The 25,906-nt window shown below is 47.2% G+C and carries 23 protein-coding genes; 10 read left to right on the top strand and 13 right to left on the bottom strand.

What is annotated here, in order from left to right; all coding sequences use genetic code 11:
- Positions 1-101: 101 nt before the first annotated feature.
- Positions 102-443 carry a hypothetical protein gene (locus H6F56_RS20460; protein ID WP_190671892.1) on the bottom strand — a complete coding sequence of 114 codons (342 nt, stop codon included), beginning with the start codon at positions 441-443 and terminating at the stop codon, positions 102-104.
- Between the two features lie 2 nt (positions 444-445).
- Positions 446-835 (bottom strand): hypothetical protein, encoded by a 390-nt coding sequence (locus H6F56_RS20455; protein WP_199313149.1) that lies wholly within the window; start codon positions 833-835, stop codon positions 446-448.
- 523 nt (positions 836-1,358) lie between these two features.
- Between H6F56_RS20455 and H6F56_RS20450 the strand changes: the two genes are divergently transcribed.
- The 3 genes from H6F56_RS20450 (at position 1,359) to H6F56_RS20440 (ending at position 4,814) form a co-directional block, all read left to right on the top strand.
- Positions 1,359-3,086, top strand: a complete 1,728-nt coding sequence (locus H6F56_RS20450) for an AarF/ABC1/UbiB kinase family protein (RefSeq protein WP_309236594.1) — start codon at positions 1,359-1,361, stop codon at positions 3,084-3,086.
- An 88-nt stretch (positions 3,087-3,174) separates the two neighbouring features.
- Entirely contained in the window at positions 3,175-3,546 is a 372-nt protein-coding gene (locus tag H6F56_RS20445; protein ID WP_190671889.1) for a hypothetical protein, read from the top strand.
- Between the two features lie 266 nt (positions 3,547-3,812).
- Positions 3,813-4,814 (top strand): glycosyltransferase family 10 domain-containing protein, encoded by a 1,002-nt coding sequence (locus H6F56_RS20440; protein WP_190671886.1) that lies wholly within the window; start codon positions 3,813-3,815, stop codon positions 4,812-4,814.
- A gap of 134 nt (positions 4,815-4,948) precedes the next feature.
- On the opposite strand, the gene H6F56_RS20435 is transcribed toward H6F56_RS20440, so the two are convergent.
- From H6F56_RS20435 to H6F56_RS20420, 4 genes are all read right to left on the bottom strand, one after another.
- Positions 4,949-6,949, bottom strand: coding sequence for an ABC transporter ATP-binding protein (locus tag H6F56_RS20435; protein ID WP_190671883.1), 2,001 nt, complete (start codon positions 6,947-6,949; stop codon positions 4,949-4,951).
- 182 nt (positions 6,950-7,131) lie between these two features.
- Positions 7,132-8,295: a glycosyltransferase family 4 protein gene (locus H6F56_RS20430; RefSeq protein WP_190671880.1), complete on the bottom strand. Its 1,164-nt coding sequence runs from the start codon at positions 8,293-8,295 to the stop codon at positions 7,132-7,134.
- A gap of 99 nt (positions 8,296-8,394) precedes the next feature.
- Entirely contained in the window at positions 8,395-9,747 is a 1,353-nt protein-coding gene (locus H6F56_RS20425) for a glycosyltransferase (protein ID WP_190671878.1), read from the bottom strand.
- An 81-nt stretch (positions 9,748-9,828) separates the two neighbouring features.
- Positions 9,829-10,035 (bottom strand): hypothetical protein, encoded by a 207-nt coding sequence (locus H6F56_RS20420; protein ID WP_190671874.1) that lies wholly within the window; start codon positions 10,033-10,035, stop codon positions 9,829-9,831.
- Positions 10,036-10,185: 150 nt separating this feature from the next.
- On the opposite strand from H6F56_RS20420, the gene gloB reads away from it, so the two are divergent.
- The 3 genes from gloB to H6F56_RS20405 all read left to right on the top strand — a co-directional run bounded on the left by gloB (position 10,186) and on the right by H6F56_RS20405 (position 14,354).
- A complete protein-coding gene (gloB, locus tag H6F56_RS20415; RefSeq protein ID WP_190672259.1) occupies positions 10,186-10,959 on the top strand; it encodes a hydroxyacylglutathione hydrolase in 774 nt (257 codons plus the stop codon).
- Between the two features lie 174 nt (positions 10,960-11,133).
- The gene (gene rplI / locus H6F56_RS20410; RefSeq protein ID WP_190671871.1) at positions 11,134-11,592 is read left to right on the top strand and encodes a 50S ribosomal protein L9; all 459 of its coding nucleotides are present in this window, start codon (positions 11,134-11,136) and stop codon (positions 11,590-11,592) included.
- 107 nt (positions 11,593-11,699) lie between these two features.
- Positions 11,700-14,354: a replicative DNA helicase gene (locus H6F56_RS20405; RefSeq protein WP_190672257.1), complete on the top strand. Its 2,655-nt coding sequence runs from the start codon at positions 11,700-11,702 to the stop codon at positions 14,352-14,354.
- Positions 14,355-14,389: 35 nt separating this feature from the next.
- Here H6F56_RS20405 and H6F56_RS20400 read toward each other — a convergent pair whose 3' ends face one another.
- Positions 14,390-14,704, bottom strand: a complete 315-nt coding sequence (locus H6F56_RS20400) for an FKBP-type peptidyl-prolyl cis-trans isomerase (RefSeq protein ID WP_309236593.1) — start codon at positions 14,702-14,704, stop codon at positions 14,390-14,392.
- 109 nt (positions 14,705-14,813) lie between these two features.
- Here H6F56_RS20400 and H6F56_RS27385 point away from each other — a divergent pair, with 109 nt between their 5' ends.
- Complete coding sequence (locus H6F56_RS27385; protein ID WP_416361003.1) at positions 14,814-14,927, top strand: DnaB-like helicase C-terminal domain-containing protein; 114 nt, start codon at positions 14,814-14,816, stop codon at positions 14,925-14,927.
- 35 nt (positions 14,928-14,962) lie between these two features.
- Here the strand turns inward: H6F56_RS27385 and H6F56_RS20390 are convergent, their stop codons facing one another.
- The 4 genes from H6F56_RS20390 to H6F56_RS20380 form a co-directional block, all read right to left on the bottom strand.
- Positions 14,963-15,526, bottom strand: coding sequence for an FKBP-type peptidyl-prolyl cis-trans isomerase (locus H6F56_RS20390; RefSeq protein WP_190671868.1), 564 nt, complete (start codon positions 15,524-15,526; stop codon positions 14,963-14,965).
- Positions 15,527-15,706: 180 nt separating this feature from the next.
- On the bottom strand, positions 15,707-17,533 hold the full coding sequence (locus H6F56_RS20385) for an ATP-binding protein (protein ID WP_190672255.1): 1,827 nt from the start codon (positions 17,531-17,533) through the stop codon (positions 15,707-15,709).
- A 407-nt stretch (positions 17,534-17,940) separates the two neighbouring features.
- Entirely contained in the window at positions 17,941-18,066 is a 126-nt protein-coding gene (locus H6F56_RS26965; protein ID WP_255513761.1) for a hypothetical protein, read from the bottom strand.
- Between the two features lie 20 nt (positions 18,067-18,086).
- Positions 18,087-18,317, bottom strand: a complete 231-nt coding sequence (locus tag H6F56_RS20380) for a type II toxin-antitoxin system CcdA family antitoxin (RefSeq protein WP_190672253.1) — start codon at positions 18,315-18,317, stop codon at positions 18,087-18,089.
- Between the two features lie 308 nt (positions 18,318-18,625).
- On the opposite strand from H6F56_RS20380, the gene lepA reads away from it, so the two are divergent.
- The 3 genes from lepA to H6F56_RS20365 all read left to right on the top strand — a co-directional run bounded on the left by lepA (position 18,626) and on the right by H6F56_RS20365 (position 23,392).
- Entirely contained in the window at positions 18,626-20,437 is a 1,812-nt protein-coding gene (lepA, locus tag H6F56_RS20375) for a translation elongation factor 4 (RefSeq protein ID WP_190671865.1), read from the top strand.
- 428 nt (positions 20,438-20,865) lie between these two features.
- A complete protein-coding gene (locus H6F56_RS20370) occupies positions 20,866-21,798 on the top strand; it encodes a UDP-glucuronic acid decarboxylase family protein (protein WP_190671862.1) in 933 nt (310 codons plus the stop codon).
- A 199-nt stretch (positions 21,799-21,997) separates the two neighbouring features.
- A complete protein-coding gene (locus H6F56_RS20365; RefSeq protein ID WP_190671858.1) occupies positions 21,998-23,392 on the top strand; it encodes a UDP-glucose dehydrogenase family protein in 1,395 nt (464 codons plus the stop codon).
- Between the two features lie 61 nt (positions 23,393-23,453).
- Here H6F56_RS20365 and chrA read toward each other — a convergent pair whose 3' ends face one another.
- Both chrA and H6F56_RS20355 read right to left on the bottom strand, forming a co-directional pair.
- Positions 23,454-24,662: a chromate efflux transporter gene (gene chrA, locus H6F56_RS20360; protein WP_190671855.1), complete on the bottom strand. Its 1,209-nt coding sequence runs from the start codon at positions 24,660-24,662 to the stop codon at positions 23,454-23,456.
- 165 nt (positions 24,663-24,827) lie between these two features.
- Positions 24,828-25,634, bottom strand: coding sequence for a pentapeptide repeat-containing protein (locus tag H6F56_RS20355; protein WP_190671851.1), 807 nt, complete (start codon positions 25,632-25,634; stop codon positions 24,828-24,830).
- Between the last annotated feature and the right edge of the window lie 272 nt (positions 25,635-25,906).

The following is a 25,906-nucleotide window of genomic DNA, read 5'->3' as shown; positions in this document are numbered from 1 at the left end:
CTAAAATCGTTATACGAACACAATGCGTCTGCATTCTTAATCGGAAAATGTGAACTAAAGTTATTAGTAGAAGACAATAAAAGCCGATTTTATCCTTACTGTCAGCTCAATAATTCTGCGGGAGTTTTTAACAACTTTCCTTGCAACTCACTGAAATAAGAAACTTCCCAATCATTCCCAAGTTCCTTTTGAAGTTGTTGCCACAGACGAATTCCCTCTTCTTCAAAAGCAACCCGATCTGCTTCACTTGCAAAGCCGGCTGAATGAGGATCGTCCCAATTCATAATTCCCTCATAAGTTTGTTGCCACTGCAGTAACCGTTTAACCGTCTCCTCATTCAGGGGAAACTCTGATGGATGAGGATTATCAACTAAATCCCTATCTTCATATTCCCACAGTGGCCAGCATCCAAAGTCAGGCATTAACTTAATCTGTTTAATCATGACTATCTCTCTTCGATAAAACGACGGATTAAGCGCTTGGGTTTTGCATTTGCACCGACAATATACCCATTACTAGCCACCTCGACAGAAATGTATTGAGTTTCGCTATTAAACACGACCTCACACACACTTCGGCTAGTTCCTTGAGTCCCAATAATTCTCCCTCTAGTCACACCAGCCATAATCGCATCTTGAATTTGGTCTTCAGGAATTCCTCTGTTGGCAAAATCTTCTGTGTGTTCTCGTCGAATGTGTTGCCAACCCGATCTATCATTACCCGTCTCCAAAAAGACGATACTACCATCCAGCTTTTTAGCAATTTGCAGGATCTCATCAGGATTGTGCCTAACACCGGCTGCTTGTAGTTCTGCAATTAGAGCATCTCTATCCACATGATACGCTTTGATATTTTAAGTTTTATTTCTGCAGCTTTATAATATATGGCACCGGCAGTGTTTACCGGCATCTGAGTTTGCCTTCACAAGGTCTTTCTGACTTTCCTAGTCTTTCATCCAATTGAGAACCGCTACATAGCGCTTTTGAGGCGATCAACCGATTCTGCTAGCCGGCATTGAATCTCTACCGGCCCAAAGCTGATCCAACCCGGGCCAACGTTTATCCTGATTGGGGCTTCTCTTTCCAGGCGCAAAGCATTGCGTCCCTAATGCCTCTAGCTTCTACCCTCTAAAAGGATTTACTTGTACTTTTATATACTATAGTTAAGAAAAAGATAAAAATTTAGCTCAATCGTTAGATCGGTCAGCTAAATGACCAATCTATAAACAGTCCTTAAAGTCGGCTCGTCGGTCAATCTTTAAGGACAAGAAGCGAGCCTAAGTGGCGATCACCCAAATAGGGGTTAATATCGTCAACTTTCACATTGTTAGTTTCTGAGTTGAAGAGGCAAATAAAAGCGTGGGTCAGCACAAAATCGAGGTGGCGCGAGGTCTTGCGCCGCTGCGGCGCTACGATCCGAAAGCGATTGACAACTATTATCGCTTCCGTCCCTGGCTAGTCATCTGGCGTGCTATTAAAATCATCTGGTTCTTTGCCGGCTTTGTCCTAGGTTTGCAGTGGGATCGATGGCAGACCCAAAGCGCAGAAAATAAGTCGCAAAGAGCAGAACAGCTGCGACATATACTGACTGATCTGGGTCCTACATTCATTAAAGTCGGTCAAGCCCTTTCTACCCGACCCGACCTTATTCACAAAGACTTTTTAGAAGAACTGATCAAGCTACAGGATCAGTTGCCGCCATTTCCCAATGAAATTGCTTTACGCATTCTTGAGACAGAACTTGATCGTTCAGTCGTAGAATGCTTTAGCCAATTGTCCGATAATCCAGTTGCTGCGGCTAGCTTGGGTCAAGTTTATCGCGGACGCCTCCACACCGGCGAAGAAGTCGCGGTGAAGGTACAGCGCCCGAATTTAAAACCAACACTGACCCTTGATCTTTATTTAATGCGTTGGGCTGCCGGCTGGCTTGGTCCTTGGCTGCCTCTCAACTTAGGGCATGAGCTCACCTTAATTGTTGACGAATTTGGCATCAAGCTTTTTGAAGAGATTGATTATCTTAACGAAGGGCGTAACGCCGAACAATTCGCAAGTAATTTTTACAATAACCCAAGTGTCAAAGTTCCAGCGATTTACTGGCGCTACAGCACCCAGCACGTCCTAACACTTGAGTGGATTGATGGCTTTAAACTGACGGACACTCAACGAATTCAAGAAGCTGGTCTTAACACTGATGCTTTAATTCGCACGGGTGTGGAAGCCGGCTTGCAACAGCTATTAGAACACGGATTTTTCCACGCTGACCCCCATCCAGGTAACTTGTTTGCCTTGGCAGATGGCCGAATGGCTTACATCGACTTCGGCATGATGGATCAGCTAGAGCAAAGCACCAAAGAAACCCTTGTGGATTCAATCGTGCATCTTATTGACCAAAACTACGCTTCATTAGCTGAAGATTTTGTCAAGTTAGGATTTTTAACGCCCGACACTGATATTATGCCAATCATGCCGGCTTTAGAATCAGTTTTGGGCGATATTATCGGCGAAAGTGTGGGGAATTTCAACTTCAAAACCATCACTGATCGCTTCTCGGAATTGATGTATGATTATCCCTTCCGAGTGCCGGCAAAATTTGCCCTAATTATTCGCTCCCTTGTGACACAAGAAGGGTTAGCACTTACCCTCAATCCCGATTTCAAAATTGTAGAAGTTGCCTATCCCTACGTGGCGCGGCGTCTGCTTACCGGCGAATCTCCTGAACTTCGTCGCCGGTTAATTGAAGTGCTGTTTAAAGATGGCAAACTCCAGTGGGAGCGGCTAGAAAACTTAATTGAAATTGCGCGAGGAGATAAAAGCTTTGATCTGCTCCCCACCGCTCAGTTGGGATTGCAGTATCTTCTCTCCGATGAAGGTAATTTTTTGCGCCGGCAACTGCTGCTTGCCCTCACAGAAGATAACCGACTCCACACCGAAGAAGTGCAACGGATTTGGAACCTTGTTAAAGAGGATTTGCAGCCCAATCGCCTCTTAAACGCCGCGCTGGGCGCTTTGGCGGAATTCTCTACAGAGGGTGCTGCTTCCAAGATCCCCGCATTTCAAAGCTGGCGATCCCAAAAGCCCCTATTCTAATTAAAGGCAGTTGGAGCGGGGAAGCGGGACAAATCCCAAATCCCCAAATCCCAGCCCAATTTCTAATTCCCCACTCAAGGAGTTGTTTGTGTATTACTATTCCGAACCCCCATATTTTTTACTCGTGGCAGGTTTGCTAGTCGGCATGGCTTGTGGCTCAGCATTTGACACAACCCTCAAACAATTGGTGCGCGAGTGGGCAAAGAACCGCTCCACCCGAACTTTAATGAATTTGCAAGGAACTCAACTTTTTGTTCCTTTTCTAGGAATTGCTGTCGGTGTATGCGTCTTTCTCGCTGCCGGCTTAGAAATTTTTGGCTTTCCCTTTCCCGTCTCCTATGTCATCTCTTTGCCCCTCACCGTCCTCAGTAGCTGGCTAATTTGGTATCAGCTTGGCAAACTTTTGGTTCAGCTTGATCGCGGTGGCTCACAAGCGTTGGACTTAGATTCTATTAACTAAAAAAGAAGTCAGTGCCTAATATTATTGGTTTTTGAACACTGCTCATTGACCGCGCTAATGTGATTCTGAGCCAACTTGCCAAGTAAAATTTCAAAAATACAAGATTTGGCTCAGAATAACCCACTTATTTAAACGGATAAGACCCTCTGCCTAAAATGTAGATAAATCTAATTTTTCTATAGAGGCCGTAAAAAATATCCACTTTTGCAAAAGTTATAGTATTTTAACTTTATTACTACACGTAAAATTTAAAATCTAAAATCAATATGACCCCAAAAGTTGTCGGCATGGTAACAAGCTATCCAGCGATGTTTACCAATAAGCCACTGGCAGCTAGCCAGAGTGATTGGTTATGGCATCAAACCCCCCATAACTTTGGCAAGTGGGGCAACATTCAAATGTTAGCAAATGCCCCAGAACCCGATTTTTTACTGCTCTATCAGTTTGAATTTCCGCGTTCGAGAAAGAAAACTTGGAAGGGACATTTAAAGTCTCAGGTAACGCGCTTGTGGCAGCCGGCTTCCAATCCAGAACAAGATATTATTGCTCAATTTCGAGGAGTTCCCAAAGAGCGCATCATTTCTTTACTCAGGGAACCACCTTTAGAAGAATATGCAGCAGTTTATCAAGAAAATTATGAAGCATCAAAAAAGTATTGCGGTTATGTTTCTTCCCCAGATGATTTAGCACCGGCACCCGATTATATGCCGGCAATTTGGTATATTGGCAACTCTTTTCGAGAACTTAGTGAAATGGGTTCCCCAGAAAAAATAAAACCTTGCTCTTGGGTAACATCAGGAGTTGATCGTAGTGCCAACCATCTGCGGCGTTTAGATTTCTTAAAAATGTTGCAAGAGCAAGGTTTAGATTTCGATCTTTATGGGCGTAATTTGCCAGATTGGGCAAAGAACTATGGGGCATTGAGCAATAAATGGCACGCGATGGCTCCCTATTACTACAATTTAGCCATTGAAAACTATGCTGACAACGATTGGTATGTCACCGAAAAACTTTGGGATGCGCTGCTAGCTTGGTGCTTGCCAATTTATTATGGAGGGCCGGCTGCTGATAAGCTACTACCACCGGGGAGTTTTATCCGCCTACCCAGCCTTGATCAAAAAGGATTGGAATTTATTAAAGAAATCACCTCCACCCCAGATTACTGGTATGCAGCGAGAGATGCCATTGCGGAAGCAAGACAAATTATTTTAAACGAATTAAATTTACTCAATTGGCTGTCAAACTTCGTTGGCAAAGTTTCATCATAATTAAATAACAGGTACAAATATTTGAGACGTTGACAAATATTCCGAATGTTGTATTTATCAAGCCAACATACATTTATCTGCGTTTATCTGCGATTAAAAAATCAAAAATCCGCCACTTGCCATAAATCTAAAACTTACGAACGAATCCGCATTCTCACATGATCTTCAATTAACTCAATAATTTTCAAAATGCACGTAGCAGAGTGGTAGGATTCCTTTAGTAACTCCTCTCGTTCTTCTTGAGAATCGATCATATCATCAACCAACAACTTCAGAAAACCAATCATCGGATTCAGGCGAGTCCGAACTTCATAAGAAGCTCGAATTAAAGCTTCATCGCGCGTTACTTGTTCTAGAAATTGCAGAGAATATAAACGCGTGTAATAACCACCTTTGCGAACCAGTTCATCATGAGAACCCACCTCAACAACCCGTCCTTGATCGATGACAGCAATTTGATCGGCTTTTTGCACGGTTGAAAGCCGGTGGGCGATCACCAAAGTTGTGCGATTCCGAGACAGTTCTTCAAGGGCTAACTGGACAAGGCGTTCAGTCACCGTATCTAAAGCACTTGTCGCTTCATCTAAGATTAATATTTCCGGGTTTTGCAGTAAAGCGCGGGCAATTGCTATTCGCTGACGCTGCCCTCCAGATAGGAGCACCCCGCGATCACCAATAATAGTATTGAAACCTTCTGGCAGATCCACAATAAACTCATAAGCATTTGCGCGATTTGCCGCTTCAATAATTTCTTCTTCCGTGGCATTAGGCTTAGCATAGGCAATATTATGGCGGACGGAGTCATTAAACAAAAATGTATCCTGACTAACAATACCCATTGCCGGTCTTAATGCCTTGAGATCGAACTGCCGCAAATCAACGCCATCTATCAAAATGCGGCCTTCTGTGGGATCGTAAAATCTGGGTAAAAGTTCTGCTAAAGTTGACTTACCGGCACCCGTTCCGCCAACTAAAGCTAAGGTTGTTCCCTGCGGAAGAAATAGATCGATATCCTTGAGAACCAAATCATGATGATCGGGATAAGCAAAAGAGAGTTGTTTGAAATGAATGCCTTCACGTAACTTTCTGTAGGGCAGCGTGCCATTCACCATAAAATGTTTATTATCGCGCCGCAGAAAGTCATCCACTACATCCACACTAGCGGAATTATTAGCCAGTTGGCTGCGAGAACTATTAAGTTGAGAAATCAGCGGTAGAAGTCGAAACAGCACTAATAAATATGTGAGGAGAACGGTTGAAATTGACCTCAACTCATCTGCAAAAAAAGTCCTACCTAAAAATACAATTAATAATAAAGCGATAATACTGGTTACTTCAGTTAGCGGTGCAATGGCTGCATAATTCGCTTCCGATTGAAAATCTGCTTTTTCTCGTTCCCGAATTAAATGCTTAATTTGTTCGTATTCTGTTTCTTCATTGCTCGTTGCTTTCACCAGCCGAATTCCACTGAGAGTTTCCAACACTCTCACAGAATAGGATTTAGATGCCTCTGACAGTAGCCGGCCAAAAAATCGGGAACGGGCAATGGCGTACTGATTTACTAAAATTACTAGAGATAGTAACACCGTGGAAGCGAGGGTGAGTTCCCAGGAAATTGCTAGCAGCAACAGAACGAAAACTAAAACAGTGATAGATGTAATTAAAATTTGGATGGTGGTGCTGATCGCATTAGCCGTTCGGTTGACTTCTGCCCCCAAGCGGTTGATCAGATCTCCCACTTTCATTTTGGAATAAAAATCGATATCTACATCTAGTAATAACTTTAAACCGGCTTCTCGTAAATCAGCCGTCAGACTCCGGGTTAGTGATGTCGAAACTAAAATACTGGCATAGGAAGCCGCGTTTTTTAAAGCAATGGCAAAGACAATTGTGCTAGCCATCACGATTAAACGATAGCTTTCAGGAACCCCGGCAAAGGGATACATCAAAGTTTGGATAATCGGCGGCGCTCCTTTTAAATCAATGGCTTGGTTTAAAAGGCTAAATACAATCGGCACAATTAAGGTTGTACTCACGCCATTAAAAAAAGCACCTGAGAAGCCAAGAATTATCGTTAAGATTATTTCCTTAGGATAGTTTCTGGTAAATTTTAGGATTAAATTATTGGCTACCATGAAGTGATTCCTAAGCCGCTCAGGTTCTAAATGATTGTTTTTATAGAAGTTAAAACTTTGTTTTAACCGACCTATCGGGTGAGTTTTCATGATGAATAACTGTGCCGTTTTTAGAGGACGCTTGCCTCAATATATCTGTATTTATTTATCCCATTATCCCATCCAAAACTACATAGACTTAATTACAAAGATGCCAAAACTTTGGATAAAATAGAGGCCATTGCCGGCACACTGTAGCGTTCTAGGCAGCGATTTCTAGCTTTCATGCCTTGAATATTTGCTGTTTTAAAATCCTGAAAGATATATTGAATTTTCTCAGCGAGTTCCTCTGGACAGCCCGGAGCCGCGAGATAGCCGGTTTCAGATAAGATTTCAGGAATATCACCCACACGTGTTGCCAAAACCGGCTTTGCCATTGCCATACCCTCCGTTAGTTTAATCGGAAATTGAGCGCGAGCTGTAACCGTATCCCGCTGGGGAACAACGACAACGTGTGCCGCTGCCACAATTTCGGGCATCTGATCCATCGGCGCAGGCGGCAGCTTGACAATCCAGCGCCCCCACCGTGAAATCAGCTTATCATCGTAGTCATCATAGGGATTGCCGCCAACAATCACCAGTCTTAAATCAGATTGATTCAGCCGATCAAGTGCCATCAAAACATCCTCAAGCCCCTTATGGGGGCGTGGTGCACCCGGAAACATCAGCACTCGATAATTCGCCAACCCATAGCGGACTCGGCTTGCTTCTGAATTAAATTTAGCAGGGTCAAACAGTGAAGTATCTTTCCCATTGGGTAGATAAATACCACCAAAGCGCTGTTGTAGGAAGTGTGTGTCTACCGTGATGGCATTGGCACGCTGTACCAATTTCTCCATCCACTGTAGATAAACTGGATGAGAGGCGTCTCTGAGAGCACCGTCTTGCTTCAGGATGTCTCTAGCTAGCTGTTTCAAGGAAGGACGATAGCGCCACTCATCTCCCCCACACCAGCTGAGTTCCCAATCGTCAATGTCGAGAACAACAGGCCGGCGAGTGCTAATCTTCTTGAGTAAAGCGATGCCAAAGCTCGTAGGTTTGGGTTTTACCGCATAAATAATATCTCCATCAATTTTTTTGAGAAGTTGCTTAGCTGAAGTGAACAGTTGCGGATAAATTGCGCCGGGAACCGAATCAACCGGCAACTCGGCAGGGGGAAGTGGATAAATACATTCTCCAAATAAAAAGCCTAGAATTGCCACTTCATAATTTAATTCTCGCAACACTTGACCCAGCAAATAAGCTCGGTCAAGGCCACCTTTAGATAAAGTAGGCGAGAGGATGGAAACCTTTAACTTTTTAGTCATGGTAAGCTAACGACCCTTTAACTTTCCAACATCTCCGCCTAACCAAACCTCCCTTCCCTACTTCCCTCTTCCCATGCCCCATGCCCAATCCCCCATGCCCTATGCCCCATGCCCAATTACATCTTCATAGACTTTGGCCATATCTGCTACAGCATCCTCCATCGTCCGCACCGGCTTTATCCCCTGGCGCAGTTTAGGCAAAAGACCGACATCCGTCGCCAACTGAGCGATCGCTTCACTCCACGCATTCACATCAGCCGCCGGCACCAGCCAACCATCCACACCGTGATGGACTAACTCATTGACACCCCCCACATCCGAACCAATTACGGGCGTCCCAACCGCATGAGCTTCCAGAACCACTAATGGCCCGGTTTCAAACCCTTGGGAGGGGACAGCCAGCAAATCGAAACCAGCAACCGCTGCCGGCACTTCCTCTCGTGAAAGCTTCTCGGCAACTTGAATGCGAGGATCTTTTTGCGCTATCGCCAACACCAAATCCCGATTCACCTTGTCCGCCTCCCCATGCACCATGCCATGAATCACCAGTTCGACAGGGATATGTGCCGGCAAACGCTCAATCGCCCCCGCGAGCACTTGTGCGCCCTTTGTGTCTTGCCAGCGTCCTAAAAAGCCTATCCTGAGCGGATCGTCTGGATGCCGGTTGCGCCGCGCTATCGTCCGGCTGCCGGCATCCCCAACGCCTTGCCGGCACAGCACTAATTTTTCTTCCGGCACCCCATTAATTAACAACGCATCATAAAGCCACTGGCACACCGCCACAATTCGATCAGCCAAATTCGCCATTTCTAAAAGTAGATGCCGGTGCCGGCGCACCCAAGGCGGAATCCCAACTGCTCTTGCTAACTGCCGCAGCCGAATTGAATCAGAATTCAATAATTCGCTTTCCGTCGCCGTTCCCACCCTGAGAGGAACATAACTCAACGCCCGCGCCAATGCCGGCGACACCCGTTCTGGAACCCCGATACAATGCCCACAGCGTGCCGGATCGATCCAGCCATCGCAAGCCGTTTGCCCGTGCAACATCATCGTACCGCGTAGACACACCGCCTCCGGCAGATGAACCGTCACGATAGCCGGCATCCCCAACTGACGCGCTAACCGAAGATGGTGTAACCCGCAACCAAAACGCCAAGAATGTTGGTGATAGATATCTGCTGGGTGCGCCTCTAGCCACCGCGAAAAATATTCAAACCCGCTTGGGAGCAACTGCTGACGCTGCTGGGCTTTCGTTGGTTGGGGATAGAGGGGATAGCGATAGACTTCTACCCCGTTGTGCCGGTAAACTGCTTCCTGTGTTCCGTGGCGAGAAGCCGCAACCGTGCCGGTGATGCCATAAGCACACAACCCCTGTACCAGTCCATCCACATAAACCTCACAGCCGCCAGAAGTATCGGGAAAATACCAGCTAAGGGTGTGAATTAATCGCATTTTGCTATCAATCAGTAAGATTTAATTTTCAGCTTCCTCACCCTGAAATCTTCTAAAACCGGCCTCATCAAAACTCAAAACTTAATTACCAATTTTCAGGCGTCCGATTTGGATTTGGTCAAAAATGCGATTGATCTGGCGTCGATCTTCCTCCGTCATCTGGTGATCGGCAAGAATTGCTGAGGTTAGTTGCAAATGCTCCTGCGGAGTAATTTGCTCGGCAGCAAGAATACGCTCGATTAGTTGATGAAGTGTTACGGTTGATTTACCCTGAGCTGTCTTTACCATAAGTAAATAGTCACGCTTAAAGCAGTGGATTGAGAGTTCGACAAAGCTGCCACTAACAATATTGTAAGGAACTCATCACATCTACTGTTTTTCTGCCGTCTGACTTTTTCACATCGCTCACCAATTATGCCGTTATGGAGACAGTTTTTTATGCAGGTTTACCGGCTTCCAGTATTAGAGAACAATTACATTTTTGTACTGCATGACCCCGCTCGAAATATTGCCGCTGTGGTAGATCCGGCTGAGGCGGAACCCGTGCTGCAACAACTGCAGGCATTGGGTGCGGAGTTGGTTACTATTTTTAATACCCATCACCACAGAGATCATGTGGGTGGCAACCGGCAACTCCTAGAACGCTTTCCCAATATCCCGGTTTATGCCGGCGCGGAGGATCAGGGGAGGATTCCCGGACAGCAGGTATTTTTGCGAGAAGGCGATCAGGTGGAATTTGCAGATCGCACTGGGGAAGTTTTCTTTGTACCCGGTCATACTTACGCCCATATTGCCTACTATTTTCCACCGGCTGCCGGTGAGGAGATAGGCGATTTATTCTGCGGGGATACTCTGTTTGCCGGCGGTTGCGGCAGACTGTTTGAAGGGACGCCGGCGCAAATGCTGTCCTCTCTCAGCAAGTTGCGAAATTTACCCGACAGTACCAAGATTTGGTGTGCCCATGAGTACACGCTGACAAATCTGGAATTTGCCCTAACGGTGGATGGCAACAATGACGACTTGCAAAATCGCTTTCAGGAGGTCAAGGAAGCCAGAAGCCGGTTAGAGGCGACGATCCCCTCTGTGCTGGGTGTTGAGAAGCGCACCAATCCATTTTTACGCTGGGATGAGCCGGCTCTGCAAGCTGCGGTGAAAAGCTCCCATCCTGAAGAAACTTTTGGGCGTTTGCGAGGTATGCGGGATCGGTTTTAAGCGAATCACCCTTTAACCGTCCCATTTCAGCGCCCCTAGCCCCTAAATTCCCGATTAATCTTAGATCAAGCTGTTGCAATCGATCAGCAGATTTCGCTACCATAGGATGTTCTGGCTTATAATTAAGCGCCTCATCCCTGACAAAATCCGCGCAGTTGACAACAGGTAAACACTATGAGCAAACGTGTTCAATTAGTTTTGACACAAGATGTGAAAAAGCTAGGGAAAAATGGCGATCTGGTTGAAGTCGCCCCTGGTTACGCCCGCAACTTTTTGATTCCTCAAAAAATGGCCGTTCGCACGACCCCAGGCATTCTCAAGCAAGTCGAAAGACGCAGAGAGCAAGAGCGGCAGCGGCTTCTGGAAGAGAAGCAACAAGCCGAAGTTCGCAAGAGCGCAGTGGAATCGGTGGGCCGCTTTACGATTCAAAAGCAAGCCGGTGAAGGCGATACCATCTTCGGCAGCGTCACCGCGCAAGAAGTGGCAGATGTGATTACAGCAACGACCAATCAAGAAGTTGATCGGCGCGGAATTACCCTTCCCGACATTCGCAAAATTGGCTCCTACAAAGCAGAAGTCAAATTGCATCCTGATGTAACGGCAGTCGTTGAAATTCAAGTGCTGCCTCTTTAATAAATAATTTTGGATTTTGGATTTTGAATTTTTAAGGAATTCAAAATTCAAAATTCAGAATTGACACGTTGATAGCTAAACGCATACTAGGGCGGGTGCTAGCTGTTATGATTAATGAAGTGAATTCTCAAAGCTTTAACGATAGCTACGCTTCACGCCTCCCTCCTCAAAATATTGAGGCTGAAGAAAGTATTCTCGGCGGCATTCTCCTCGATCCAGATGCCATTAATCGAGTTGCTGAACTTCTCCGGCCAGACATTTTTTCACTCTTAGCACACCAAGAAATTTATAAAGCAGCACTCACACTCCACAGTAAGGGAAAGCCGACGGATTTGCTCGCAGTTCATGCTTGGCTTTCTGATCACAATTTGCTAGAGAAAATCGGTGGACAAAGCAAGCTAGCGCAGTTAGTAGAGCGCACGGTGTCAGCCGTGAATATTGACGCTTTAGCAGGATTGGTGGTAGATAAATATGTGCGCCGGCAGTTAATAAAAACCGGCAATGAAGTTGCTCAGTTAGGATTTGATACGGCAACCGATCTGGCAATTGTTCTTGATCGCGCAGAGCAAAAAGTTTTCAATATCACCCAATCTCGCCCCCAGCAAGGTCTAATTCCAGTCTCTGACACCCTAATTCATACCTTCCAAGATATTGAAACACGCAATCAGGGAATTGCACTGCCTGGTTTACCTTGTGGGTTTTACGATTTAGATGCAATGACCGGCGGTTTCCAGCGTTCCGATTTGGTGATCGTTGCCGGTCGTCCTTCAATGGGAAAAACCGCAGTCTCAGTGTCAATTGCTCGCAATATTGCGGCTTATCATAAGTTGCCGGTTGCCATTTTTAGCTTAGAAATGTCGAAAGAACAGCTTGTGCAACGGCTGCTAGCAAGTGAAGCGCAAATTGAAAGCAACCGGCTGCGGGCTGGGCGGATTAGTCAAAATGAGTGGGAACCGCTCAGTCACGCCATCGGCACGCTCTCTGAATTGCCTATTTTTATTGATGATACTGCTAACGTAACGGTGACTGAAATGCGTTCACAAGCGCGTCGTCTCCAAGCTGAAAGTGGCGGCGCACTGGGATTAATTTTGATAGATTACTTGCAGTTAATGGAAGGAAGTACCCCAGATAACCGAGTACAAGAACTGTCAAAAATTACCCGTTCTCTTAAAGGGTTAGCTCGCGAATTAAATGTACCCATTATTGCTTTATCACAGCTAAGTCGGGGCGTTGAAGCTCGCACAAACAAGCGCCCGATGATGTCAGATTTACGCGAATCTGGCTGCTTAGCCGGTGATAGTTTAGTGACATTAGCCGATAGTGGCGTCTCGGTGCCGATTCGTGAATTAGTCGGAAAATCTGGTTTTGCAGTCTTGGCACTGAATGAAGCCACGATGAAGTTAGAAAAGGCGGTTGTTAGCAATGCCTTTGCAACAGGTGTTAAGCCGGTTTTTCAGTTAAAAACTCGCTTGGGGCGTACAATTAGAGCCACCGGCAATCATAAATTTCTGATGATTCACGGCTGGAAGCGGCTGGATGAGTTAAAAGCTGGTGATCGCCTTGCAATTCCCCGATCCTTACCCAGTTCCTCTGTTTCGTCTATGAGTAATGCTGAAATTGCATTGCTTGGTCATCTCATCGGCGACGGATGTACTCTGCCTCGGCACGCTATTCAGTACACAACAAGAGAGGAAGATTTAGCAAATACGGTTGTATCTCTTGCCATTGAAACCTTTACCAATAGAGTAAGACCTCGCATTAATAAAGAGCGTAACTGGTATCAAGTTTATCTCCCAACATCTGATACTTTAACGCACAACGTCCGTACTCCTGTTGCTAAATGGCTAGACTCTATGGGAGTCTTTGGGCTGAGATCCTATAAAAAATTTGTCCCAAGCAAAATCTTTGCGCAACCTCAAGAGGCTATAGCCCTTTTCTTGCGTCATCTCTGGAGTACCGACGGTTGCATCAATCTCAGCAAAGGAAAACAACACTACCCTAATGTTTACTATGCTTCGAGTAGCAAGCAATTAGCTGGAGATGTACAGTCACTATTGCTGAGAGTTGGTATAAATGCTCGATTATCTCTAATCCCACAACCGTGTAAAGGACGAGATCAATATCACGTTTGGGTATCTGGCAAACACGATTTAGAAAAATTCATTGAGCTGATTGGTGCAGTAGGAAGCTATAAAAAACAAAGTCTGATGGATATAGCTAGCCACATTTCAGTACGTGCTGCCAACACCAACAGAGATATCATACCCCATGATATTTGGAGAATGTATGCAACGCCAGCGATGCAACAAATAAGTTTAACTGTTCGTCAAATGCAGGCTGAGCTAGGTATGGCTCACTGTGGAACCACTCTTTATAAACAAAACGTGAGTCGGGAGAGGGCAGCAAGATTAGCTCAAGTCGTCAAATCTGATCAGATTGATTGTTTAGCGAATAGCGATATTTATTGGGATGAAATTGTCTCAATCGAGGCTGATGGCGAAACTGAAGTTTACGATTTGACTGTTCCGGATTTTCACAATTTTATCGCCAATAATCTAGTAGTTCACAATAGCATTGAACAAGATGCGGATATTGTGATCATGCTTTACCGGGATGAATACTATAACCCGGATACACCCGATAGGGGAATTGCAGAAATCATTATTACGAAACATCGAAACGGACCCACCGGCACGGTTAAATTACTGTTCGATCCGCAGTTCACTCGCTTTCGTAATCTAGCCTCTCCCAACCGGCCTTGATTTAAACCGACAGGGAAAGGCGAAATTTTAGCTTCTTAAGCGTGAATATGTAGCAATTCTACATCAAATTTCAACGTGGCATTGGGAGGAATCGCGCCGGGGAAACCCGCTTTACCGTAACCCAATTCTGGGGGGATAATTAACTGGCGGCGTCCGCCAACTTTCATGCCGACAATGCCTTCATCCCAGCCTTTAATCAGTTTGCCAACACCAATGGGAATAACGAAACCGCCGCGACCACAGGAACTGTCAAAAACCTTGCCCTTATCTTTGCCATTCTCTAAGGTGCCGGTGTAATCAATTGTAACGGTTTGACCGGGTTGCGCAGTCGGGCCGGTTCCCTCCTGCACATCAACATACTACAGTCCGGAAGGGGTCGTAATCATCTTGTTACTTGTCTCCGTCTCGTTGTTTTCAGTATTATAAGGCAGGATGGGAGTTGTCTTTTGAGCGAGGGGAATTGCAGAAATTATTATTACAAAACACCGCAACGGACCCACCGGCACGGTTAAATTACTGTTCGATCCGCAGTTCACTCGCTTTCGTAATCTAGCCTCTCCCAACCGGCCTTAATTTCAACCGGCAGGGAAAGGCCAAATTTAAGCTTTTTAACCGCCAATTTTTAGCAATTCCACATCAAATTTCAACGTGGCATTGGGAGGAATCACGCCGCCGGCACCCCGTGCACCGTAACCCAATTCTGCAGGGATAATTAACTCGCGGCGTCCGCCAACTTTCATCGTGCCAACGCCTTCATCCCAGCCTTTAATCACTTGGCCAACACCAATCTTAAATTGGAAAGGCTGGCCGCGATCACGGGAACTGTCAAACTTGGTGCCATCCTCCAAGGTGCCGGTGTAATGAACCACCACGGTTTGACCGCGTTGGGGACTTGCGCCGGTTCCCTCCTGCACATCAACATACTGCAGTCCGGAAGGGGTCGTAATCATCTTATTTGTCTCCGTCTCGTTGTTTTCAGTATTGCTATCGGGCTTAGTGGGGGTTGGCTTTTGAGCGAGTGGGTTGTTAATTTGAGCAGCCACAACCGTTTGAGCTTGGGTTAATGGCAGTTCTGCTGCAATGGCTTCTGGCCGGCTGCCGGTAATTTGAGCCACAACCAGCACGGCACAACAAGCCAGCATCACCCCCAAGCTAATAAGAATTGCTCGCAAAATTATTCCTCCTGAGTGCGGTGAGTGAAATTTACCAGTCGGGGAAAGGTGGAAGTACGATCCTCAGTTTAATGCCAGAGCTAACCCTGAGTCTCTATACCCTGAGATTAAGCTGTTTTAACCGGCCCTCCAAACGGCTACCTTGAGCAAGAGACTGCCGGCACCTACTTGATAGCCATTTCATATTTCATCAAAAATGTCAATAGTTTCGAGGGATGGCGTCGAAATCATCACCGGCTCTTGAAACAACGGCACTGTAAACGTAACCGTTGAGCCAAGTCCCTCGCCCATACTGTAAAAATTCACCACACCCCCCATCGCTTCCACAAGCCGTTGAGAAATGGCCAATCCCAAGCCGGTGCCCCCATACTGGCGAGTGCGAGAACTATCGACTTGAGAGAACGATTGAAATAATCTGTCTTGTTTATCCAGAGAAACTCCGATGCCGGTGTCTGCTACGCGCACGAGTACCATACCCGGGAGTTCTTGGTTGTGAATGATTACCTTCTGCACAATCACTTCGGCGCTAACCGTAACTCCACCCTCATGGGTAAATTTGATCGCATTACCGACCAGGTTCAGCAGTACCTGCAACAGCCGTTGGTAGTTACCAAAAACGAGAATTTCATCGCAGGTTGCCGGTCTTTGAACTTGGAAGTATAGATTTTTTTGCTGTACCTGTGCCCCACTCAAGTCCTCAACCGCACTCAGCAGCTCATCTAGCTTCACCGGGCCAAGATCGAGCTGCATTTTACCGGCTTCTATTTTGGCAATATCCAAAACATCGTTAATCACATTGAGCAGGTGTATCGCCGAGTTATGGGCTTCCTTAAGAAACTCTTGCTGTTCTTCAGGATCATCTGCCATCCCATCCATGATTAGCCTCAGAAACCCAATCATGCCATTTAGGGGCGTTCGCAATTCATGGGAAGTATTTGCTAGAAACTCGCTTTTTAGGCGGGACGCTTCCTCGGCTTGTTTGCGCGCTTCTTCCAATTCTTGATAAAGTGTTGCATGGGCGATGGCCGTGCCAACTTGATCCGCCAACTCCTGCACGAACTCCATTTCTGCCGCACTCCACGGACGAGTTCGATCACACTGATGCAGGCAGATTACGCCATTAGGCCGGTCTTGGTAGAAAGTCGCCGCTACAATCATCGACTGTTGCCCAAAGGCATTCACCGGCATCTTTTCAATTGCCACGGGTTCCAGGGTTGTCAGCGCTTGTTGCAGGTAAGCATCATCCACCACAGACAGTTCCAGACCCAGCATCTCACAATAAGGTTCTTGGCAGAATTCAGCCACCACCGGCACCGCAGGAGTCGAACTTTTATACAGGCAGATAATACAGCGACTCACATTCAGCGCCTGTCCCAAACCGTTTACTGTCTGCTGGCAAATCGTCGTTAAATCCAAAGTGCGGCGAATATTGTGAGCGATTTTGCTCAGCAACTTTTGGTATAATTCCGAGCTTGGTGGCAGCGTGCGGCGAATAATCCCGACAATTTTGCTGAGCAACTTCTGGTGTAGATCCAGACTCGACGCCAAAACCGTAGAATCCTCTTGCGCCGGCGCATTTTTCTCCAAATTCTTGCTACGCTCATTGGGCAACAGCCGGCCCATCACCAAAACTGTTTTTACCTCAGAATCAACCGCCATAATCGGGCTAACGACCAGATCGAAGAGAAAATATTGCTCCCTAAAGCGAAACGGATAGCTAAAACGTTCTGGGATTAAACTCTCCACAACCCGCCCCACCCGTTCTAGATAAGGCGTCAGCGCTACTGGCCCAAATGTGTCGCGCATCAATTGCCCTGTAACTTGTGCCGGTAAAAGACCGTAACGCCCAGCACTGTGCCAGTAAAAAGAAAGATAGACGCCTGCTGCGTCTTGAGTGAATGCCAACTCTGCGCCCAGCCCTTGCAACCAGGCAGAATTCTCTTCTGCCCCAGATGCCAGGGCTGGAGAGTCTGCAAGCGGGGACTGAAAATCAGCGGGAGAGGTCATCATCGTCACAATGGGAAACTGCCAGAGTTAAACCCGAAGCGTTGGCCCAAAAAATTAGGCTAATTGAGGCACCATGCAGAGACAGAGGGTGCCGCTCAAATATGCAAACAGCAATCTCACACACGTTTTTAAGAAGGAAAAAGAGAAAGCAGGGGCAACAAAACAATCAAAGATTTCTACTAAAATCTGCCTGAACCCTAACACTTCACACCGATTCTTACTACTTTTAAGACTGCTTTTAATATGGCCTTTATAACTTCCTATTGTAAAGGCTTACCACCCTTGACTTGTGCAAAACCCTTGGCGCAAGAACCAAACAGTCATTAGGGTTAACGTTTAAAGACACATATCCTGCCGGTCTGTTTTGACAAAGATTGAGATGCGTTGCTCACCTCTTTCGTTGGGGGTTAAATCACAGAAGCGACTGCGCCTTTACCGGCCATGATGATAAGTTTCGCAGGGTATTGAATCAAGACCCTGCCTACCTGATCTGCCGGCACAACTGGCAAAAGCGCCTTAACTTCCAGTGCCACCCCAGCCGGTTATCGCTCACTCAATCATTCCACTCCCCTCTAGGCGGCACTGGCGGGTTTCTCGGGAGGTTGCGAGTTAGTTCGTCATCCCGATGGCTTTCACCTCTTAGCCACTGCCGCAAGGCGGTTTCAACGACCTTGCTTGGATCGTTCGTCAGGTGCTTAATTTCATCAAGGAGGGCAGGATCGATCTGGATAGAAACTTCTACCTTATCGGCTGAGCGACGGGTATCAACAGCAGGCTCATTCATCATCAAAAAATCCTATTAAAAAGTTAAGAACGGGCTTTGCAGCCGATATGCAGACGGCAGATGGAATAACGCGCTGTTTAGGAAAACACTCGCTCCTGTCAGTCAGGCAGCAACAACCGACAACCGGTTGCACCGGCATTCCCTAATCCTTATTGTACGACGCTGATTTATCAGAGCAAAGCAATAAAACTAGAATCACCCGCTCTTGCTGGTAAAGCATTAAAATGCGTTAAGCAGCCCAGTCTTTGGGTGCAGATTCTCGACCCCCTATTTTTTGTTTTTTCTCGCAGGCAGCTAAAGCTAAGCGTATGACTGACGTTCCGGTCTCTCGTATTCGGAATTTTTCTATTATTGCCCACATTGACCACGGCAAATCAACCCTCGCAGACCGGCTTCTGCAAACCACCGGCACAGTCGATGTCCGGCAGATGAAGGAACAGTTCCTCGACAACATGGAACTCGAACGGGAACGCGGCATCACTATCAAGCTGCAAGCGGCCCGGATGAATTACACAGCCAAGGATGGCCAGCAGTACGTCCTGAATTTAATTGACACTCCCGGCCATGTAGACTTTTCCTATGAGGTGTCAAGAAGTCTGGCCGCTTGCGAAGGAGCGCTTTTAGTGGTAGATGCGTCCCAAGGTGTTGAGGCGCAAACTTTGGCGAACGTCTATCTTGCCCTAGACCATAACCTAGAAATTATCCCGGTTCTCAATAAAATTGACTTACCAGGCGCTGAACCAGAACGAGTTAAGGGAGAAATCGAAGAAATTATTGGCTTAGATTGCTCTGGTGCGATTCATACTTCTGCGAAAGAAGGCATTGGGATTGATGAAATTCTAGAGTCCATTGTCCATTTGGTGCCGGCACCCAAAGATACCGTCTCTCAACCTTTGCGGGCGCTGATTTTTGATAGCTACTACGATGCTTATCGCGGCGTAATTGTCTATTTCCGTGTCATGGATGGCACGGTGAAAAAAGGGGATCGCGTCCGTCTGATGGCATCGGGTAAAGAGTACGAAATTGACGAATTGGGTGTGCTTTCCCCCACACAAGTCCAAGTCAATGAACTTCATGCCGGTGAGGTGGGGTATCTGGGTGCTGCGATCAAGGCCGTAGAAGATGCCCGTGTCGGTGATACGATTACCTTGGCGAAAGTGCCGGCATCTGAACCACTTCCCGGTTACACCGAAGCCAAACCGATGGTGTTTTGTGGATTATTTCCCATTGATGCCGACCAATTTCCCGACTTGCGCGAAGCTCTAGAAAAGCTGAAATTAAATGATGCTTCCCTACACTACGAACCGGAAACATCGAGTGCAATGGGATTTGGTTTCCGCTGTGGCTTCTTAGGCTTGCTGCACATGGAAATTGTGCAAGAGCGCTTAGAGCGGGAATACAATCTGAATTTGATTGTCACCGCGCCTTCTGTGGTGTTTCGGGTGACAACCAACAGTGGCGAAATCATTGATATCGATAATCCCAGCCACTTGCCAGATCCCAACCACCGGGAAAAAATCGAAGAACCTTTTGTCAAGGTGGAGATGATTACCCCGGAAACCTACGTCGGTGCCCTGATGGAACTGTCTCAAAACCGGCGCGGCGTTTTTAAAGATATGAAATATCTGACCCAAGGGCGAACCACATTAATTTATGAATTGCCTTTGGCAGAAGTGGTAACGGACTTTTTTGATCAAATGAAGTCCCGTTCGCGTGGTTATGCCAGCATGGAATATCACCTAATTGGCTACCGCGAAAATCCCCTCGTCAAGCTCGATATCCTGATTAACAACGATCCCGTGGATGCCTTGGCGATGATTGTCCACCGTGACAAAGCTTATAACGTCGGGCGGGCAATGGTCGAAAAACTTAAAGAACTGATTCCTCGCCATCAGTTTAAAGTTCCGATTCAAGCCACCATCGGCAGTCGGGTGATCGCTAGCGAACAAATCCCCGCCATTCGCAAAGACGTGTTAGCAAAATGTTACGGCGGTGACATCAGCCGGAAGAAAAAACTGCTACAGAAGCAAGCAAAAGGTAAAAAGCGGATGAAGTCAGTGGGAACCGTGGATGTACCCCAAGAAGCTTTCATGGCAGTGCTTAAGCTGGATCAGGGCTAACGCTAAAGTGTTTGGCGCGCCCCTAGAGAGTTAAAGATTTGATAAATTCTGCGTGCTGAAGTCCCGCTTCAGCCGCAGTTTTTGTTAACTTGCTAGTTGATTTGGTTTTGAGGACGCCTTTTGTAGCAAAGCCTTATTCACTTGCAGCGAGTTACCCTGCCTTGATTCAAGACTGGAATGCCAAAAACTCTAGGAACACAGAAGATAGAACGCGCAGCAACAGGGGAATAATTCCTTTAGGCGCGATTTCAGACCTAATCGAGTTTAAATTTTGTAGTTCAGGGTTTTAGGGTGTCAAGGCGCGATCAATCACGCTGATAATTACGGCTGAAAACTAAGCATACTCAAATTTTCAGCTTGTTTAAGGAGCAGACAAGATTCAGAGTGTTCAACCGGATTTTATATCAACAGAGCGGGAGTAGGAAACGATGAGAATTTTGGTTACAGGTGGCGCTGGGTTTATTGGTTCCCATCTCATCGACCGATTGATGGCCGATGGCCACGAAGTGATCTGTTTGGATAACTTCTATACAGGGCACAAGCGCAACATCTTGAAATGGTTCAATCATCCCTACTTTGAACTCATCCGGCATGACATCACCGAACCGATTCGGTTAGAGGCAGATCAGATTTACCATTTGGCTTGCCCTGCGTCGCCGGTGCATTACCAGTACAATCCCGTCAAGACTATCAAAACGAATGTCTTGGGAACCATGAATATGCTGGGACTGGCAAAGCGTGTCAAAGCACGAATTCTGCTAGCTTCCACCTCGGAAGTGTATGGAGATCCAGAAGTTCACCCGCAAACAGAAGACTATCGCGGCAACGTTAACCCCATCGGCATTCGCAGCTGTTATGACGAAGGCAAGCGGGTTGCCGAAACCCTAGCATTTGACTATCATCGGCAAAATGGCGTTGACATTCGAGTGGCTCGCATCTTTAATACCTACGGAACTCGGATGTTAGAAAATGACGGTCGAGTTGTGAGCAACTTTATCGTGCAGTCCTTAAAAGGAATTCCCCTAACCGTTTATGGCGATGGCTCGCAAACTCGCAGTTTCTGCTACGTTTCTGATTTAGTGGAAGGGCTGATTCGGTTGATGAATGGCGAACACATCGGGCCGATCAATCTGGGTAACCCGGATGAATACACTATCTTAGAATTGGCTCAGAAAATCCAGCACATGGTCAATCCAGAGGCAGAAATTATATTTAAACCCTTGCCCGAAGACGACCCCAAGCAGCGGCAGCCGAATATTACCCTAGCTAAAACTTGGCTGTCGTGGCAGCCCACAGTGCCTCTAGCAGAAGGTTTAAAGATGACGGTGCAGGACTTCCGCGACCGTGTCACTTCAAACTAGCAACCTTTGCATTAAATAACACTGTGGCGAACAGGCACAAGAAGTAAAGAGAGAAGGCAGAACAAAAAAGCGCTCAAACAAATTTCACACCGGCGCAATTTCTGCCGCTTGTCTGGGCACAATTAACTGGGTTCACGCTGCCCACCTCTTACTTTTCTTTCCCCAAACCCCAAACCTTTATTTTTGAGGATCTACGATTATGCGTGTTTGTGTCATTGGTACTGGATATGTTGGCTTAGTAACCGGCGCTTGCTTGGCCCATATTGGGCATCATGTCGTGTGCGTAGACAACAACGAACAAAAAGTTATTCTGCTAAAGTCTGGGCAGTCGCCAATCTTTGAACCGGGACTGACAGAGATTATGCAGGCAGCCTATCAGACTGGGAATCTGGAATTTACCTCAGATTTGGCAGCCGGGGTGGCTCACGGTGAGATCTTGTTTGTGGCGGTGGGGACGCCGGCACTGGCAACGGGCGAAAGCGATACCCGCTATGTCGAAGCCGTTGCCCGTGGCATTGGTGCCCACCTAGATGGCGGATATAAGGTAATCGTGAATAAATCAACCGTGCCCATCGGTTCAGGTGACTGGGTGCGAATGATTGTGCTTGATGGCCTCGCCGAACGTCAGAAGACGCTGGTGGGAGTCGGTGGCGGCACAACAAATGAAGAGGTTGCCGTTGAGAGCGGTGTTAAGTTTGACGTTGTCAGTAATCCAGAGTTTTTGCGCGAAGGCTCAGCAGTTTACGACACCTTTAACCCAGATCGGATCGTTTTGGGAAGCAACAGCCCCAAAGCCATCTCAATGATGCAGGAACTTTACACGCCGATCATTGAGCGTAAGTTTGCTGAAGATCAGTCGTTGCAGCCGGTGCCGGTGGTTGTCACCGATATTAGTTCTGCTGAGATGATCAAGTACGCTGCAAATGCGTTCTTGGCAACCAAAATCAGCTTTATCAATGAAATTGCTAATATTTGTGACCGCGTCGGTGCAGATGTGGTGCAGATTGCGAAAGGAATCGGTCTGGACTCCCGAATTGGCAGCAAATTTTTGAATGCCGGCATTGGTTGGGGCGGTTCCTGCTTTCCTAAAGATGTTTCCGCGTTAATTCACACTGCTGATGACTACAACTATGAGGCTCAACTTCTCAAAGCTGCAGTCAGCGTCAACCAGCGTCAGCGGTTACTCGCCATTGAAAAACTTCAGCACGAACTTAAAATCCTCAAGGGTAAAACCGTAGGTTTGTTAGGTCTGACCTTCAAACCCGATACGGATGATATGCGCGATGCGCCGGCACTCAACGTGATTGAGCAATTAAACCGGCTGGGGGCAAAAGTGAAAGCTTATGACCCGATTGTGTCTCAAACCGGCATTCGTCATGGTCTATCTGGCGTGCTTGTAGAAACTGATCCAGAACGGCTGGCCGATGGCTGCGATGCCCTGCTGGTGGTGACGGAATGGCAGCAGTTCCGCACGCTTGACTATGAAAAAATGGCTAAGCTGATGAACAACCGCGTGATCATTGATGGCCGCAATTTCCTTGATCGGGAGGCGGTGGAAAAAGCCGGCTTCCGTTACGTTGGCATTGGCCGGTAATTAGAGGTTAGGGACTAGGGGTTAGGGGCTAGGAAGTCGTTTCCTGGCCCTTCCTCTCCGATCAGTTGCTCAAGATAAAATTGGCAAGCCAGCCCATCAATGCGCCCCCTAAGACTAGCCAGATGGTGGTGAGGCGAAAGCGAATGGCAGCAACGGCAGCAATGATTGCAATGAAGAGTGCCGACCAATCAATGTTGAGTTGAGTGCCGGTTGAGACGATCAGGATGCCTCTGGCGAGTTGCACAGTCACTGCCGCCATCAGGGCGATAGCACTAACATTCACCGCATCTAAAAATGCTGAAGCCCAAGGACTGGAACGTAGACGCGGGAGCAAGGGGTTTAATGCAGCAACAAACAGAAACGAAGGCAGGAAAATGCCCAGTGTGGCCACCACGGCTCCAGGCCAGCCGGCAATCACATAACCAATAAATGTAGCGGTTGATGACACCGGCCCTGGTGTGAATTGGCCAATAGCAATGGCATCCAGTAGCTGCTGTTGAGTTAGCCAGCCTTGCCCGACTAATCCCTCTTCTAGAAAGGCTATCAGCACATAGCCGCTGCCAAATAAAACTGAGCCGACTTTTAGGAAAAATAATCCAAGTTGCCACAAAGTCGGGGCAGTAGGCGAGGCAAGCGGGGAAGCGGTAGAAATTTGGGAGAGTAAAGGATGGAAGGAAACGCCAATCAGCCATCCGTTAAATCCCGTGCCGGTTCCGTCGTTGTGTCCTTGGGATAAACGCAGCCAAAGCATTCCCAGTAAGCCTCCGAGTAACAGGGCAATCACCTCATTTAGCCCTAAAAATAAGGCAACCGTAACTGCAACCGCGATCAGCAGGAGTTTGCGGTTTTTAACAGCGGTTTTTCCCAGTTTCCAGATAGCGCCCAAGATGATGGCGAGGACTGCCGGCTTGATGCCATAGAGCAAAGGCGAGACTTGCGGCAGTTGGCCAAACACGACATAAGCCCAGGCAAATGCGCCGGTGATCACAACTGCCGGCCCGATAAAACAGATGCCGGCGACAATTAACCCCAACCAGCCGGCGTAGATGTATCCCACATGAATCGCCATTTCTGTAGAGTTCGGGCCGGGAATCAAGTTTGTTGCACCGACAAGATCGAGAAATTGCTCTCGCGTCAGCCACTTGTGCCGGTGGACAACCTCATCCTCCATCATGGCGATGTGAGCCGCAGGGCCACCAAATCCGATTGCGCCGAGCTTGAAGAACACTTTGGCTAATTGAGTCAGCCGGTGTGGGGCTGAAGAATCCATTAGTTGCCTCGGTCACGGGATAGGGTTTTATTCTGGAGGCATTATTTTTATCAAGAATTTGGTGAACTCGTATAAGAACTTGTACAAGTTCCAGCACAGGGACGTTTACACGTTAGGCAAACTAATAGTGCTAACCGGCAATTTACGACTAAGAAAAATCGATTTCTAGGGCGTACCGAAGCGTGGCTTGCCGGCAGAACCTGGGGAATCAGAATAATACGGCCCTGCATGAGGCAAACTCAAGTAAGACATTCCCACCGGCGGCGCACTTGCTGTTGTCTCCACATTTGGTCGCCTTATATTTGGGCTGTCGCTCTCAAGTCCAATTGCACCGTCCAGCTTTGCATTTGCCAAGTTTGCACCATTCAAATTGGCACCACTAAGATTTGCGCCGCTGAGGTTGGCATTCAACAGGTTGGCGCTACTCAAGTTAGCACCGCTGAGGTTAGCATCACTCAGATCAACTTCCACTAACCGCGCATCACTGAGGTTGGCATTTAGCAAGTTCGCTGCAACTAAATTCGCTTTCCCCATATTTGTCCCTCCCAAGTTTGCCCCACTTAGGTTGGCTCTCGTCATCTGGGTGCCGATTAAATTCGCCCCTCCCATATCTGATCCGCTTAAGTTGGCATCACTGAGATCGCAGTTAACCAGATTTGCCACTCTTAAGTCAGCACCGCTGAGGTTGGCACTGTTGAGATGAGACTCAAACAGATTAATTCCCTTGGCGTCTAAACCGCTTAAATCAGCACTCACGAGATCGGCAGCCACCAAGTTAGCAAAACTTAAATCGGCACCACTCAAATTGGCCTTGCTGAGCTTGGCATTATTGAGATTGGCAAACATCAACTTGGCACCGCTGAGGTCGGCACCACTGAGATTGAACCGGCTCAGGTTGGCATCCCTGAGATCGCCTCCCTGACATTGTTTCGTTTCTAGCAACCGTTTGACGTGTGCGGGATTCCCAGCCATGTTCTTTGCCTTGATGACAGCACCCTAATTTCTTCAATTCAGAAACCTGGGATCGACAGTTGTGAAAGCGCTCTTGCTACCTGTGATGTTCAATCCCAGCAACCGCAGCAATCAAATTACTTCGCTGAATCGAAATAACTCAACGAATATTATCCCAAAAAATAACAGATCCCTGCCCAAACGCCTAGTATTTGCCGGCACACCTCTACACTCAACGGCTAGGCGTTTAAACCCTAGGCTTACAGGGGTGGTGCATTCAGTCTTTTGAGTGA

Source organism: Microcoleus sp. FACHB-672 (assembly GCF_014695725.1).
Classification (GTDB): Bacteria; Cyanobacteriota; Cyanobacteriia; order Cyanobacteriales; family Oscillatoriaceae; genus FACHB-68.
Note: the sequence above shows the minus strand (reverse complement) of the source record. Positions and strands in the feature narration are given on the sequence as shown.

What these genes read in the sequence shown, in the direction of transcription:
- chrA (WP_190671855.1), bottom strand. Translation starts at nt 24,662, where the DNA reads ATGGATTCTTCAGCCCCACACCGGCTGACTCAATTAGCCAAAGTGTTC.
- lepA (WP_190671865.1), top strand. Translation starts at nt 18,626, where the DNA reads ATGACTGACGTTCCGGTCTCTCGTATTCGGAATTTTTCTATTATTGCC.
- rplI (WP_190671871.1), top strand. Translation starts at nt 11,134, where the DNA reads ATGAGCAAACGTGTTCAATTAGTTTTGACACAAGATGTGAAAAAGCTA.
- H6F56_RS20405 (WP_190672257.1), top strand. Translation starts at nt 11,700, where the DNA reads ATGATTAATGAAGTGAATTCTCAAAGCTTTAACGATAGCTACGCTTCA.
- H6F56_RS20460 (WP_190671892.1), bottom strand. Translation starts at nt 443, where the DNA reads ATGATTAAACAGATTAAGTTAATGCCTGACTTTGGATGCTGGCCACTG.
- H6F56_RS20425 (WP_190671878.1), bottom strand. Translation starts at nt 9,747, where the DNA reads ATGCGATTAATTCACACCCTTAGCTGGTATTTTCCCGATACTTCTGGC.
- H6F56_RS20355 (WP_190671851.1), bottom strand. Translation starts at nt 25,634, where the DNA reads ATGGCTGGGAATCCCGCACACGTCAAACGGTTGCTAGAAACGAAACAA.
- H6F56_RS20385 (WP_190672255.1), bottom strand. Translation starts at nt 17,533, where the DNA reads ATGACCTCTCCCGCTGATTTTCAGTCCCCGCTTGCAGACTCTCCAGCC.
- H6F56_RS20440 (WP_190671886.1), top strand. Translation starts at nt 3,813, where the DNA reads ATGACCCCAAAAGTTGTCGGCATGGTAACAAGCTATCCAGCGATGTTT.
- gloB (WP_190672259.1), top strand. Translation starts at nt 10,186, where the DNA reads ATGCAGGTTTACCGGCTTCCAGTATTAGAGAACAATTACATTTTTGTA.
- H6F56_RS20430 (WP_190671880.1), bottom strand. Translation starts at nt 8,295, where the DNA reads ATGACTAAAAAGTTAAAGGTTTCCATCCTCTCGCCTACTTTATCTAAA.
- H6F56_RS20420 (WP_190671874.1), bottom strand. Translation starts at nt 10,035, where the DNA reads ATGGTAAAGACAGCTCAGGGTAAATCAACCGTAACACTTCATCAACTA.
- H6F56_RS20365 (WP_190671858.1), top strand. Translation starts at nt 21,998, where the DNA reads ATGCGTGTTTGTGTCATTGGTACTGGATATGTTGGCTTAGTAACCGGC.
- H6F56_RS20370 (WP_190671862.1), top strand. Translation starts at nt 20,866, where the DNA reads ATGAGAATTTTGGTTACAGGTGGCGCTGGGTTTATTGGTTCCCATCTC.
- H6F56_RS20380 (WP_190672253.1), bottom strand. Translation starts at nt 18,317, where the DNA reads ATGAATGAGCCTGCTGTTGATACCCGTCGCTCAGCCGATAAGGTAGAA.
- H6F56_RS20435 (WP_190671883.1), bottom strand. Translation starts at nt 6,949, where the DNA reads ATGGTAGCCAATAATTTAATCCTAAAATTTACCAGAAACTATCCTAAG.